This is a genomic window from Pedobacter petrophilus, assembly GCF_009674725.1.
GTDB lineage: Bacteria > Bacteroidota > Bacteroidia > Sphingobacteriales > Sphingobacteriaceae > Pedobacter > Pedobacter petrophilus.
Genome location: NZ_WKKH01000002.1, coordinates 157,329 through 171,900, shown reverse-complemented (window position 1 = coordinate 171,900; position 14,572 = coordinate 157,329). Strand labels below are relative to the sequence as shown.

Here is a 14,572-nt window from a genome sequence, read left to right as displayed (position 1 = left end):
CCCATTAAAAAGCTCTTGGAAAAATTTCCAATATATATTTAAAATTTACTAATAATAACTTAACTTTGCCAACCGAATTGGAGCCCTTACAAACCGCTTTAATTCATTGACTGTAATAAATTTACTCACAACAGATATGCCTAACTTAGGAAAAATAGCACAAATTATCGGCCCAGTGGTTGACGTTAGCTTTGCTGATGATGCCCATCTACCTAAAATTTTTGATGCGTTAGAAATAACGAAAGAAAATGGACAAAAAATTGTTTTAGAAGTTCAACAACACTTAGGTGAAGATCGTGTTCGTGCAATCTCAATGGACTCTACAGACGGTTTAGTTCGTGGAATGGATGTACTTGATACTGGTTCAGCGATTAAAATGCCAGTTGGCGACCAAATTAAAGGTCGTTTATTTAATGTGGTTGGAGAAGCCATCGATGGTATTACTGCTGTTGATAAAACAGGTGGCCGCCCAATTCATGCTACTCCTCCTAGGTTTGAAGATTTATCTACTGAAACTGAAGTGCTTTTTACAGGTATTAAAGTTATCGATTTATTAGAGCCTTATGCAAAAGGTGGTAAAATCGGTTTATTCGGCGGTGCTGGTGTAGGTAAAACGGTATTAATCATGGAGTTGGTAAACAACATCGCTAAGGCTTATGCTGGTTTATCAGTATTTGCAGGTGTTGGTGAGCGTACTCGTGAGGGTAACGATTTATTACGTGAGTTTATTGAATCAGGTGTTATTAACTACGGTGACGAATTCTTACACTCTATGGAAAAAGGTGGATGGGATTTGAAAGCTGTTGATACTGAAAAATTAAAAGAATCTAAAGCAACATTGGTTTTCGGTCAAATGAACGAGCCTCCTGGCGCACGTGCACGTGTAGCATTATCAGGCTTAACAGTTGCAGAATATTTCCGTGATGGCGATGGCGAAGGTGCCGGAAAAGACATCCTTTTCTTCGTTGATAATATCTTCCGTTTTACCCAAGCAGGTTCTGAGGTATCGGCTTTATTAGGTCGTATGCCATCTGCAGTAGGTTACCAACCAACACTGGCAACTGAAATGGGTTTAATGCAGGAGCGTATTACCTCAACTAAACGTGGTTCAATTACATCTGTACAAGCTGTATATGTACCTGCGGATGATTTAACTGACCCTGCACCGGCAACAACATTTGCCCACTTAGATGCAACCACAGTACTTTCACGTAAAATTGCTGAGTTGGGTATTTATCCTGCGGTAGATCCGTTGGATTCTACATCACGAATCCTTTCTCCTGCTGTTTTAGGTGATGAACACTATAATACTGCTCAACGGGTTAAAGAAACATTACAACGTTATAAAGAATTGCAAGATATCATTGCAATCTTAGGTATGGACGAATTATCTGAAGAAGATAAATTAATCGTATCAAGAGCGCGTCGTGTTCAACGTTTCCTATCTCAACCTTTCCACGTAGCTGAGCAATTTACAGGCTTAAAAGGTGTATTGGTAGACATTAAAGATACCATCAAAGGTTTTAATATGATTATGGATGGTGAAGTTGATGAATATCCTGAAGCTGCATTTAACTTAGTTGGTAGCATTGAAGATGCCATCGAAAAAGGTAAAAAATTATTAGCAGAAGCGAACTAGTTGCAAGATTTGAGTATCAAATATCAAGACAGCAAAATCCAATCTTGATACCTGATACTTGGTACTTGATACTCAATTTTAAAAAGAATGAATTTAGAAATATTAACTCCGGATAAAAAAGTTTTCGAAGGTGAAGTAACTGCAGTTACGGTTCCTGGTACTTTAGGTTCTTTTCAGATTTTGAAAGACCATGCAGCAATCATTTCAACTTTAGAAGATGGAGAAGTGATTATCAAAGCCAACAAAGTTGATGAACAACGCTTTTTTATCAAAGGTGGTGTTGTTGAAGCCATTCACAATAAAATTGTGGTTTTAGCAGAAGGTATCGCTTAATCATATAAATAATAATAAAGAGCCCTTGAGAGAAATCTTAAGGGCTTTTTTGTTATATGGTATTGCTGTCTGACCGTTATGTTATTTGGATAACTGATAATAACTGATAGGGTAAAACACCTGGGCACTACAAACCTGTTAACCACTTTCTGCCCCTCAATTTTAAGTTAAAACAATCTCCATCCATTTTGTAAACGATTAAATTATAGCTTTATATAAAATACGCCCGTTAAGTTAAAACTTACACTACTATACATGAAAAACCTGTTTTATACATTCGTACTCCTAATCTTTCAAATTAATGCACATGCACAAAGCAACGGCCCGAAAGATAACTTTGTTGTAAAGATCAGGGAGGAAGAAGGCGATTTAAATAAAGACGGCATTAAAGACAAAGTTTTAATTATGATGGATACCGTAAATGAAACTGTTCCCTTAAAATTGAAAATCTATCTATCACAACACAAAAAAAAGCCCACACTCTTTTTTGCTTCTACCAGAATAATAGAACCGATGTATCCTGTTTACAGGAAAGGATTACCCAATGAATATCAAATTCCATATTTCTTCATTGAAGATGGCTATTTAAAAATGATCTCCGAGACAGCGGGAGGCCAGGCCGAACATAGGTTTAGGTTTATAAACGGAAATTTTGAATTAATTTATTTCTCCAAATCTACATGGGATGGCAAAAACACCACAACTTTAACCGAATTTAATTTGATATCGGGATGGAGAACTGAAATAACCCAAGGATTAGGTTCAGAAAAAATTTTAACTAAAAAAAAGAGTAAATCGCTAATCAGGCCCTTACCTAAAATACAAACCTTTAAACCGTTCGAAAAAAATTATATTAATTAAGGTATGCATAATAACCTAAGAAGCTAAGTTTAATTAATGCCTTTTATACCCATTATTTTTCACCTGATAATTGTCTAAAAAAAACAAAACATATCATACTAAATACAATTTTAAGCAGAAAACCATAAGATTTGCAATGCAAGCATAACAAACATACCGTATACCGTTTTGATATTTAGTCTACACCCATCGACATTAAATCACTAAATTCACAATACTACAGAACAACATTTTTATATACCACTTCTTCTCAGAATTAAATTCCGATTTCATTTTTTTTTTATTTTCCCTTGCATATTAATAAACCAAAAACTAAATTGGTTTTATAAACAATAAGGCAATAATGATATCATCAAATAACACATTTACAATTAACGCTACTGCAATCTCTGCTGCACGCGTAGTGTTGTTACCTGTCATTTTACTTAATCTCCTACTCCTAAATATTTTATGGGGAAAGAAATCGGGTAGCTTATAAATAGAATTAAAAAACTAAAATATACTTAAAGCGTCCCGATACAAACGGGACGCTTTTTTTAAATAACAAAACAGGTATTATGAAATACTACAATTCTAATACGATTATTTACCTTGACGGGAAGTTTGAGAAAGCTGCCGATAGTAGCACTGACTTATACGGGCAGTCGTTACATTACGGTTATGCCGCTTTCGAAGGCATTAGGGCATACAAAACCCATAATGGCAATCGCATTTTCAAAGCCGCTGCCCATTTTGATCGTTTAGAACGCTCTTGCAAACTGGCCAATATTCCATTCCCATGGGATAAAGAAGAACTCATCAAAGAAACTTATAAGCTTCTTACATTAAACAAGCTTAAAGACGCATACATCCGTCCTTTGGTTTTTTGCCATCCCAACATGAAATTGAATGAGCCAACTGGTGTTTCAATTTTTATCTGTGCCTGGGATTGGGATGCCTATTCTGGAAATAAATTATTAAAATTAACCATTTCAGATTACGAAAGGCCAAACCCGAAATCTACGCCGATGGAAGCAAAATTGAGCGGAAACTATGTTAACTCTATCTTAGCCACTACCGCAGCAAACATTAAAGGTTACGATGAGGCTTTGCTTTTAGACATGCACGGTTTTGTAGCTGAAGCATCTGGGGCAAATATTTTCCTTGAAAAGGATGGTAAAATTTATACTCCATCCGTAGGAAATATTTTACCAGGAATTACCCGCGCAACAGTTAAAGAGCTTTGTACCGTTTTAGATATCGAATGCATCGAGAAAAAACTAACTGTAGAAGATCTGAGAAATGCAGATAGCGCTTTTTTGTGTGGCACGGCTACAGAAGTTGCAGGTATTGCTTCGATAGATGATATCGTATTCCGCAGCTTGTGGAGAGAATCTATCGGCTATACGATACAACGTGCGTATAAAAACCTCGTATTAGAAAAAGTAAATTATGAAGTCATCATTTAATTAAAATGAACCAGCAACTACCTAAAGCTTATCAGGAAATCAAAGAAGCAACTATAGCTTCGGGCTTTGATATGGCTTCTGATGTGTTGACATGTTCATTACTTAGAACGCTTGCCAGTGCAAAACCAGCTGGTAATTTTTTGGAACTTGGAACAGGCACAGGCTTATCTACCACCTGGATATTAGATGGAATGGATCAGGCATCTACCCTAACTTCTATTGATAATGATGATAAGTTTTTAAGCATTGCTAAAGCATTTTTGAGTGCTGATAATCGCCTCGATCTCATCTTAACAGATGGTAGCGAATGGATAGTGAAAAATAAACAAAATAAATACGATTATATATTTGCAGATACCTGGCATGGAAAATATTTGCTTTTGGATGAAGCTTTATCTATGCTAAAAAAAGGTGGCTTATATATAATAGATGATATGTTGCCTCAATCAAATTGGCCTGAAGGACATCAGGAAAAAGCAATTAAGTTGATGAATGATTTAGAATCCAGAACAGATTTGCACGTGACCACACAAGTTTGGGCAACAGGGATTGTAATCGCAGTAAAAATTAGGGAAATACTTTAAATAGTTCTTTGCATAGTTCAATAAGTTAGTATGTTTGTGTTCAGACGAATACATGAATTTTAACACAAACATTATTAGCAACCTGATTATTGTCATTTCTAAACAGAGAGGCGAGTATCGTTGCGTATAATATAAAATATACAAAATTGAAACCGCCTCCCAAACGAGGCGGTTTTTTTTTGCCCCTCAAATTATTATAACTAACAGAACCAGAATATACATTTTAACAATGAGCGAATTAAACAAGTACAGTAAAACATTTACACAAGACCCCACCCAACCTGCGGCGCAAGCTATGCTTTATGGTATCGGTTTAACCGATGCAGATATGGCAAAAGCACAAGTCGGTATTGCAAGTATGGGTTACGATGGTAACACCTGCAACATGCACCTTAACGACCTTGCAAAAGACGTTAAAGCAGGCGTCTGGAAAAATGATTTGGTGGGCTTGGTTTTTAACACCATTGGCGTAAGCGACGGAATGAGCAACGGAACTGATGGAATGCGTTACTCTTTGGTTAGTCGAGATGTAATTGCTGATAGTATTGAAACCATTTGTGGGGGTCAATATTATGATGGCATTATCTCCATTCCAGGTTGTGACAAAAATATGCCAGGCGCAATCATGGCCATGGCACGTTTAGACCGTCCATCAATTATGGTCTATGGTGGAACAATTGCCCCAGGCCATTATAAAGGTGAAGAACTAAATATCGTTTCTGCATTCGAGGCTTTAGGTCAGAAAATTTGCGGTAATCTATCGGAAGAAGATTATCAGGGCATTATCAAGCATACTTGTCCGGGTGCAGGCGCCTGTGGTGGCATGTATACGGCAAATACAATGGCATCGGCAATAGAAGCTTTGGGTATGAGTTTACCTTACTCCTCTTCCAATCCTGCTATTAGTCCGGAGAAGAAACAAGAATGTTTAGATACCGGAAAATACATTAAAATTTTATTAGAAAAAGATATCAAACCATCTGATATCATGACTAGAAAAGCATTTGAAAATGCCATTCGCTCTATCATCATATTAGGTGGAAGTACCAATGCAGTATTACACTTTATCGCAATGGGTAAAGCCATCGGTGTTGAAATTACACAAGATGATTTCCAAAAAATGAGTGACATAACACCTGTATTGGCAGACTTTAAACCAAGTGGTAGATACTTAATGCAGGATTTACATCAGTATGGCGGCATCCCTGCGGTATTAAAGTATATGTTAGATGAAGGTTTATTGCATGGGGATTGCCTTACCGTAACCGGCAAAACAATGGCTGAAAACTTAGCTGATGTGAAATCTATAATGGATTACGATCAGAAAATTATTCAAAAATTAAACAACCCGATTAAAGCAACCGGTCACTTACAGATTCTTTATGGAAACTTAGCGGAAAAAGGATCTGTGGCAAAAATCTCTGGTAAAGAAGGTGAAAAATTCGAAGGTCCGGCACGTGTATTTGATGGTGAGCATGATTTAATCGCTGGTATTTCAAGCGGACGGGTTCAACCTGGCGATGTCATCGTAATAAAAAATTCTGGTCCGGTAGGTGCTCCGGGTATGCCTGAAATGCTAAAACCAACCTCCGCAATTATTGGCGCTGGTTTAGGTAAATCTGTAGCCTTAATTACCGATGGGCGTTTCTCTGGCGGAACACACGGTTTCGTAGTTGGTCACATTACCCCTGAATCTTACAAAGGTGGTTTAATCGGCCTGGTTGAAGATGAAGACAGGATTTTGATTGATGCAGTAAACAACATCATCAGCCTTCAGGTGAGCGAAGAAATTATCGCAGCGCGAAGAGCAAAATACGTTCAACCAGAATTAAAAGTAACAAAAGGTGTTTTATTTAAATATGCTAAAACAGTATCAGACGCAGCCAGTGGTTGTGTAACTGACGAATATTAGATTGAAAGTCATCCCGGCTATTTAACACCTAAATAATTACAATATGCAAATTATAAAAAGCATTGAAAGTAAAATTTACACGATACGGGATGAGCGGGTAATGCTGGATTTTGACTTGGCATGGCTTTACGAAGTGGAAACGAAAGTACTGAACCAGGCGGTAAAACGTAATTTGAAGCGTTTTCCTGATGATTTTATGTTTCAATTGAGTGCAAATGAATGGCTAATAATCGTTGCGCAAAATGAGAAGAAAGATACTTTTCTAAACGAAGACCCTAACCGGTCACAAATTGTGACCGGTTCTCAAAAACATAGAGGCAATATGCCTTATGCATTCACAGAACAAGGCGTAGCAATGCTAAGTGGGGTTTTGAAAAGTGATAAGGCGATTAATATGAACATTGCCATATGAGGGCTTTTGTGGCCACTAGAAGGATTTTTCTTCAACCGCATAATGACAATGACCGTCTGAAGGAAATTAAGGAGCGAATTGAAGAACATGATATTCAATTGAATCAATTATACGACGCAATGGATAACCTGCTTGATGAAAAGATCGCTCAAAAAAAGTGGGAGACCAGAGAGAAGATAGGATTCAAAATCAACAAAAAATAATGGTTCGTGAATACACAAATCATAGTAAAACTAAAACCAACACTTCAACAATTCGATCAAACGAATATAGAATAGAGACTATGGAAACTGCACAAGATACGTTACAAACCGAGGCCAAAGCAGAAACCTCAAAAACATTATTTAAGGGAACAGGCTCACAAGTTCTGTTAAATGGATTGATTGAAGAAGGTGTAAGCACTATTTTCGGTTATCCGGGTGGTGCCATTATGCCAATTTACGATGCCCTTTATGATTATGCTGATAAATTGCAGCATATTCTCGTTCGTCATGAGCAAGGAGGAATCCACGCAGCGCAGGGCTTTGCAAGAGCAAGTGGTCAGGTTGGTGTGGTTTTCGCAACCAGCGGACCAGGCGCAACGAACCTGGTTACAGGATTAGCTGATGCACAAATCGACAGTACACCACTGGTTTGTATCACCGGACAAGTTTTTGCACATCTTTTAGGAACAGATGCCTTTCAGGAAACTGATGTAATTAACATCACTACGCCAGTTACCAAATGGAATTATCAGGTTACTGATGCCAAAGAAATCCCTGAAGTTTTAGCGAAAGCTTTTTACATCGCTAAAAGTGGCAGACCGGGTCCTGTTTTAATTGATATTACGAAGAATGCACAATTGCAGGTGGAAGAATTTCCTGATTATGTAAAATGTAACCATATTCGCTCGTACCGCCCGAAACCAAAAGTTCGGGTAGAATATATTGAGCAGGCAGCTGCTTTAATTAATTCTGCTAAAAAACCATTTGTATTATTTGGGCAAGGAGTTGTTTTGGGAACCGCTGAAGAAGAATTTAAAACTTTCATTGAAAAAAGTGGAATCCCCGCGGCGTGGACAATTTTAGGAGAAAGCGCCATCCCAACCGATCATCCTTTAAACGTTGGCATGTTAGGTATGCACGGTAATTATGGCCCTAATGTTTTAACCAATGAATGTGATGTTTTAATCGCTATTGGCATGCGTTTCGATGACCGTGTAACCGGCCGTTTAGATAAATATGCAAAACAAGCTAAAATTATCCACCTGGATATTGATCCGGCGGAAATTGATAAAAATGTTAAGGCTGATGTTGGCGTTTGGGGCGATTGTAAAGAAACCTTACCACTATTAACCAATTTGGTTGATGCAAAAAACCATGATGAATGGCTCGCCAAATTTAGAGATTATAATCAGCAGGAAATAGACCAGGTAATTACACCAGAACTGTATCCAACCAGTGATGAAATGACAATGGGCGAAGTATTGCGCAATATCAATGAAATTTGCGGTGGTGACGCAATAATCGTCACAGATGTTGGTCAGCACCAGATGGTAGCTTGCCGATATGCAAAATTCAACAATACCCGCAGTAACATTACTTCGGGTGGCTTAGGCACCATGGGTTTTGGTTTGCCAGCAGCAATTGGCGCAAAATATGGTGCTCCTGATAAAACGGTTATTGCCATTATTGGTGATGGTGGTTTCCAGATGACTCCACAGGAACTGGGTACCATTATGCAATTTGGTGCCGCAGTTAAAATCTTAATTCTGAATAACCGCTTTTTAGGAATGGTTCGCCAGTGGCAACAATTATTTCATGATAAACGTTATTCGTTTGTAAACATCACCAGTCCTGATTTTGTGGCTTTGGCTAAAGCATATTATATAGCAGCGGACAAAGTAGATGAACGTGCAAACTTAAGGCAAGCCCTGGAGACGATGATTAATCATGATGGCTCTTACCTTTTAGAGATAATGGTTGGAAGAGAAAATAACGTTTTTCCAATGGTTCCGCAAGGAATGAGCGTAAGTGAAATAAGGTTGAAATAATTGAGAACAAAGAGCAAGGAACAAAGAATAAGGATTTAATTCATGTCCTTATTCATTACTCCTTTATCCTAAATCTAAGAAACATGAGTACTGAAAACACAATAGAACATAAAATAGATCAAGCCGATATAGACGGTAAGCAGGAGTATACCATCACGGTTTATGCTGAAAATCGTATTGGTTTATTAAATAGGATTGCAATTATCTTTTCGAAAAGAAAAATCAACATCGAAAGTTTAAACAGTTCGGCATCAGAAATTGATGGTATACACCGTTTCAATATTGTAATTACCGAAAGTTATGAAGTAGTTAGAAAGCTTGCCCGACAAATTGAAAAGCAAATTGAGGTTTTGAAAGTCTATTTCAACACCAATGAGGAAATCATTTGGCAGGAACTGGCTTTATACAAAGTTTCTACTGATGAAATTGCAGAAAAAGTTACCGTAGAAAGATTGCTGAGACAATATGGAGCGAGTGCAGTTGTAATTCGAAAAGATTATACCGTTTTTGCTGTAACCGGACACAGAGAAGAAACTGATGCATTGGTAAAAGCTCTAGAACCTTATGAACTAATTGAGTTTGTCCGCTCGGCAAGAGTTGCCATTATTAAAGATAGTGCTGGTTTCCACGAGAAATTAAAAGAGTTTGAGGCTTTCGAACCTGGAGAAGAACTGGTAGAGAATGAGTTTTTAGATAAGGGAGAGAAAATATTTACAATGTAGTTGAGCACAAAGCTGAAAGTCTAAAGGTAAAAGCTGAAATACTAAAGTATAAAGGTATCTAAGCTTGATACTCGATACTTACTACTTGATACTAAAAAGAACAATGAAACAAGTATTTGAATTTATAATCAACTCGAGAAAGGCATTTATTCAGTTGATTGATGGATTAACCATTGAGCAGTTGAACAATATCCCGAATGGGTACAATAACAACATTATCTGGAACTTCGGCCATATCGTAGTGAGCACACAATTGCTTTGTTATGTTCGCACCGGTATTTTACCAGATGCGAGCGCATTTAAGTTTGTGGAGAGTTATAAGAAAGATACGCGTCCGACGTATACGGTTACGGCAGAAGAAGTAGCCGAATTGAAAACCATTGCATTGGATAGCATTAAAAAAATTGAAGATGATTATGCTAATGGCGTATTTTCAAACATCAATCCTTTTGCTACTTCAACTTTTTATATAGAAATGAAAAGTATTGAAGAGGTGCTGATTACAACGGTTGGTCATGATAACCTGCATTTTGGTTATGCATCGGCGCTGAAGAAACAAGTAGGCTGAGGGTAGAAAGGTACAGGGTTTTTGATACCTAAACAGAACAATGAAGTCGGTGAAATCAAACCGAAGAAAAGTAGAAAGAATATAAATAGAAATTAACCAATAAAAAACGATGTCAAATTATTTTAACACATTACCTCTTAGAGAAAAATTAAACCAACTAGGTGTTTGCGATTTCATGGACAGTTCTGAATTTCTGGACGGCGTAAGCGCATTAAAAGGCAAAAAATTAGTGATTGTTGGTTGTGGCGCACAAGGCTTAAACCAAGGGTTAAATTTGAGAGATAGTGGTTTAGATGTAAGCTACACGTTGCGCGCAGCCGCTATTGAAGGCAAGAGAGATTCGTGGAAAAATGCAACAGAAAACAACTTCAATGTTGGCACTTACGAAGAATTAATTCCAAATGCTGATGTAGTAATTAACCTTACGCCAGATAAACAACATACTGCTGTTGTGAATGCCATTATGCCGTTAATGAAAGAAGGAGCCACATTATCTTATTCTCACGGTTTTAATATTGTGGAAGAAGGCATGCAAATCCGTAAAGATTTAACCGTAATTATGGTGGCACCTAAATGCCCTGGCAGCGAGGTTAGAGCAGAATATGTCCGTGGTTTTGGTGTGCCAACACTGATCGCAGTTCACCCCGAAAATGATCCTCAGGGTAAAGGCCTGGCACAGGCTAAAGCTTACGCGGTAGGTACCGGTGGCCACCGTGCTGGTGTGTTAAAATCATCATTCGTAGCTGAAGTTAAATCTGATTTAATGGGCGAGCAAACCATTCTTTGTGGTTTATTGCAAACAGGTTCTATCCTATCATTTGATAAAATGGTAGAAAAAGGAATCGACGCTGGTTATGCATCTAAATTGGTTCAATATGGTGTTGAAGTAATTACCGAAGCATTAAAGCAAGGTGGTATTACAGCCATGATGGATCGTTTAAGCAATGTGGCCAAAGTTAAAGCTTTCGAAATTTCTGAAGAATTAAAAGACATTATGCGTCCGTTGTTTCAAAAACACCAGGATGATATTATGAGTGGCGAATTTAGCCGCATCATGATGGAAGATTGGGCTGCTGGTGATAAAAATCTATTGGCATGGAGAGCTGAAACTGGTGAAACTGCTTTCGAAAAGACTCCTGCAGGCGATGTAAAAATTACTGAACAAGAATATTTTGATAACTATACCTTAATGGTTGCTTTCGTTCGTGCTGGTGTTGAATTGGCTTTCGAAACCATGGTTCAGGCAGGAATTAAACCAGAATCTGCTTATTATGAGTCATTACATGAAACACCGCTGATTGCAAACACCATCGCACGCAAGAAATTGTTCGAAATGAACCGTGTGATTTCTGATACCGCTGAGTACGGTTGCTATCTATTTGATCAGGCTTGTAAACCATTATTAGCTGATTTTATGAAAAAAGTAGATACCGATTTAGTAGGTAAAAACTTCAACGAAGGCAAAGATGGTGGTGTGGATAACAGAACACTAATTGATGTGAACGAAGCAATCCGTTCTCACGAAGTAGAGCAAATTGGTGCGACTTTACGTAAAGCGATGACTGCCATGAAGGCGATTAAAACTGCATAGAATAAAAAGAATGTCATCCTGAGCTTGTCGAAGGAATTCTTTTTATTCATTGAAAAGTCTTCGACAAGTTCAGACTGACAACATTAAATACAAAACAAAATGTCAAAAACATTAGTAGAAAAAATTTGGGATGCACACATTGTAAAAAGTGAAGAAGGATTTCCTGATATTTTATACATTGATACACACTTAATTCATGAGGTAACCTCTCCTCAGGCATTTGATGGCTTGCGCAAAAGAGGCTTACCGGTTTTACGTCCTAAGCAAACGGTAGCTACTGCCGATCATAATGTACCTACGTTAAACCAGCTAATGCCAATCAAAGAAGAGCTTTCCCGTTATCAGGTGGATATGCTGACTAAAAATTGTGCAGAATTTGGCATTGAACTGTATGGCTTGGGGCACCCTTTTCAAGGCATTGTACACGTAATTGGCCCTGAATTAGGCATTACCTTACCGGGTAAAACAATGGTTTGCGGTGATAGTCACACGTCTACACATGGCGCTTTCGGAGCGATTGCGTTCGGTATCGGAACATCGCAGGTAGAGCAGGTTTTCGCCACGCAGTGTTTATTGCTGTCGAAACCTAAAACCATGAAGATCGAGGTAAATGGCACGCTGGAAAAAGGCGTAGGCGCAAAAGACATTATTTTATACATCATCGCTCAGATTTCTGCAGCCGGTGGAACAGGATATTTCATTGAATATGCAGGTTCGGCAATCGAGGCTTTGAGTATGGAAGCCAGGATGACGATTTGCAATATGAGTATAGAAATGGGGGCCAGAGGCGGCTTAATCGCACCAGATCAAACTACTTTCGAATATATTAAAGGAAGAGAATTTGCCCCTGCTGGCGAAGAATGGGACAAAGCGCTTGCTTACTGGAAAACGTTATACAGCGATGCTGATGCGAAATTCGATAGCGTGTTAACTTTCGATGCTGCAGATATTGCACCAATGATTACTTATGGAACCAACCCGGGAATGGGAATGGGCATCCAGGAAAATATCCCGGCAACGAATACTCAGCCTGAAAAAGAAAAACTTTCTTACCAGAAAGCTTTAGATTACATGGGCTTTGATGATGATGCGGCTTTGATTGGTAAACCCGTAGATTATGTTTTCATTGGAAGTTGTACAAATTCCCGCATCGAAGATCTACGTGAGGTTGCTGCTTTCGTAAAAGACAAACGCAAAGCAACCAATGTTACGGTTTGGATTGTTCCAGGTTCTAAACAAGTAGAGCAACAAGCGATAAACGAAGGTTTGGATAAAATTTTTGAAGCTGCGGGATTTCAGTTACGAGAACCGGGTTGCAGTGCATGTTTAGGAATGAACGAAGATAAAATTCCTGCCGGAAAATATTGTGTTTCTACATCGAACAGAAACTTTGAAGGCAGGCAAGGGCAAAATGCGAGAACGTTATTGGCTAGTCCGTTAACGGCTGCTGCTGCTGCTGTAACAGGTGTAATTACCGATGTAAGGGAAATACTTGAAAAAGCTTAAAGCGTAAAGATGAAAGCTTAAGCAAAGGCATATCCATTCGTCATTGCGACAAAATATATAAATAATAACTGAGTTTTGAATGATTGAATATCGCGTTTCGCTTTAATAATCAAATCTTAAAAATATTATTAAAAACTTAGGTGTGCTCAGATGTCTAAGGTGGTAAATAAATAGAAAGAAGTTATGCCAGAAATAGTTTGGGATGCAACATTATACAATAAGCAACATCATTTTGTATCTGATTACGGAGCAGATGTTTTGCAATGGTTAGCACCAAAATCCAATGAACACATTTTAGATGTAGGTTGTGGAACCGGTCAGCTGGCTGCTCAAATTGCCGAAAGTGGGGCAATAGTTTCAGGAACAGATGCATCAGCTGATATGATTGCAAATGCAAAAGTTGCTTACCCAACTCTAAACTTTGAAGTGGTTGATGGAACTAAACTTCCGTATAAAGAAAATTTCGATGCAATTTTTAGTAACGCCACATTCCACTGGATTGAAAATCAGGAAGCTTTAGTTGAAGGCCTGTTTAACAGTTTAAAACCCGATGGAAGATTAGTGGCTGAATTTGGAGGTAAAGGAAATGTAAAGAGCATCACTAACGCCATAAAATCAGCCGCAGAAAGATTAGGACTTACAGATAAAGTGTTAACCAACTTTTGGTTCTTCCCATCAGTTAGCGCCTATACTTCTCTGTTAGAATCGAAAGGTTTTGAAGTAGAACAAGCCTGGTTATTTGATCGGCCAACTAAACTAATTGGCGCGGAAGGCATGAGTGTTTGGATTAATCAGTTTGCGCAACACGCTTTCAAAAATTTAGGTATTGAAGAAACTGAATCCATTAAAAATTTAGCAGTAGAAATACTAAAACCAAATTACTTCATTAATGGAGAATGGGTTGCCGATTATAGAAGATTGAGGGTAAAAGCTTTCAAAAGGTAGAAGTCTGAAAGGTATAGGG

At 38.1% G+C, this 14,572-nt stretch carries 14 protein-coding genes; all 14 read left to right on the top strand.

The genetic code is table 11. From position 1 onward, the window contains the following. Positions 1-136 precede the first annotated feature (136 nt). The 14 genes from atpD to GJU39_RS01905 all read left to right on the top strand — a co-directional run bounded on the left by atpD (position 137) and on the right by GJU39_RS01905 (position 14,553). Complete coding sequence (atpD, locus tag GJU39_RS01965; RefSeq protein ID WP_154279066.1) at positions 137-1,639, top strand: F0F1 ATP synthase subunit beta; 1,503 nt, start codon at positions 137-139, stop codon at positions 1,637-1,639. An 87-nt stretch (positions 1,640-1,726) separates the two neighbouring features. Continuing rightward, on the top strand, positions 1,727-1,972 hold the full coding sequence (gene atpC / locus GJU39_RS01960) for an ATP synthase F1 subunit epsilon (RefSeq protein ID WP_154279007.1): 246 nt from the start codon (positions 1,727-1,729) through the stop codon (positions 1,970-1,972). A gap of 255 nt (positions 1,973-2,227) precedes the next feature. Continuing rightward, a complete protein-coding gene (locus GJU39_RS01955) occupies positions 2,228-2,833 on the top strand; it encodes a hypothetical protein (protein WP_154279006.1) in 606 nt (201 codons plus the stop codon). Between the two features lie 557 nt (positions 2,834-3,390). Beyond that, positions 3,391-4,281 (top strand): branched-chain-amino-acid transaminase, encoded by an 891-nt coding sequence (gene ilvE, locus GJU39_RS01950; RefSeq protein ID WP_154279005.1) that lies wholly within the window; start codon positions 3,391-3,393, stop codon positions 4,279-4,281. Between the two features lie 5 nt (positions 4,282-4,286). Continuing rightward, positions 4,287-4,865, top strand: a complete 579-nt coding sequence (locus GJU39_RS01945) for an O-methyltransferase (protein WP_154279004.1) — start codon at positions 4,287-4,289, stop codon at positions 4,863-4,865. A 229-nt stretch (positions 4,866-5,094) separates the two neighbouring features. Beyond that, positions 5,095-6,777 (top strand): dihydroxy-acid dehydratase, encoded by a 1,683-nt coding sequence (gene ilvD, locus GJU39_RS01940; RefSeq protein WP_154279003.1) that lies wholly within the window; start codon positions 5,095-5,097, stop codon positions 6,775-6,777. A 43-nt stretch (positions 6,778-6,820) separates the two neighbouring features. After that, complete coding sequence (locus tag GJU39_RS23500) at positions 6,821-7,189, top strand: ORF6N domain-containing protein (RefSeq protein ID WP_209437576.1); 369 nt, start codon at positions 6,821-6,823, stop codon at positions 7,187-7,189. Next, positions 7,186-7,392: a hypothetical protein gene (locus GJU39_RS23495; protein ID WP_209437575.1), complete on the top strand. Its 207-nt coding sequence runs from the start codon at positions 7,186-7,188 to the stop codon at positions 7,390-7,392. The genes GJU39_RS23500 and GJU39_RS23495 overlap by 4 nt, the downstream gene beginning before the upstream one ends. An 80-nt stretch (positions 7,393-7,472) precedes the next feature. Continuing rightward, complete coding sequence (ilvB, locus tag GJU39_RS01930; protein WP_154279002.1) at positions 7,473-9,221, top strand: biosynthetic-type acetolactate synthase large subunit; 1,749 nt, start codon at positions 7,473-7,475, stop codon at positions 9,219-9,221. An 83-nt stretch (positions 9,222-9,304) separates the two neighbouring features. Beyond that, complete coding sequence (gene ilvN / locus GJU39_RS01925; RefSeq protein ID WP_154279001.1) at positions 9,305-9,943, top strand: acetolactate synthase small subunit; 639 nt, start codon at positions 9,305-9,307, stop codon at positions 9,941-9,943. A 103-nt stretch (positions 9,944-10,046) separates the two neighbouring features. Continuing rightward, positions 10,047-10,511, top strand: a complete 465-nt coding sequence (locus GJU39_RS01920; RefSeq protein WP_154279000.1) for a DinB family protein — start codon at positions 10,047-10,049, stop codon at positions 10,509-10,511. 109 nt (positions 10,512-10,620) lie between these two features. Beyond that, complete coding sequence (ilvC, locus tag GJU39_RS01915; RefSeq protein WP_154278999.1) at positions 10,621-12,102, top strand: ketol-acid reductoisomerase; 1,482 nt, start codon at positions 10,621-10,623, stop codon at positions 12,100-12,102. A gap of 99 nt (positions 12,103-12,201) precedes the next feature. Then, on the top strand, positions 12,202-13,608 hold the full coding sequence (leuC, locus tag GJU39_RS01910) for a 3-isopropylmalate dehydratase large subunit (RefSeq protein WP_154278998.1): 1,407 nt from the start codon (positions 12,202-12,204) through the stop codon (positions 13,606-13,608). 183 nt (positions 13,609-13,791) lie between these two features. Further along, positions 13,792-14,553: a class I SAM-dependent methyltransferase gene (locus tag GJU39_RS01905; RefSeq protein ID WP_154278997.1), complete on the top strand. Its 762-nt coding sequence runs from the start codon at positions 13,792-13,794 to the stop codon at positions 14,551-14,553. Positions 14,554-14,572: the final 19 nt, after the last annotated feature.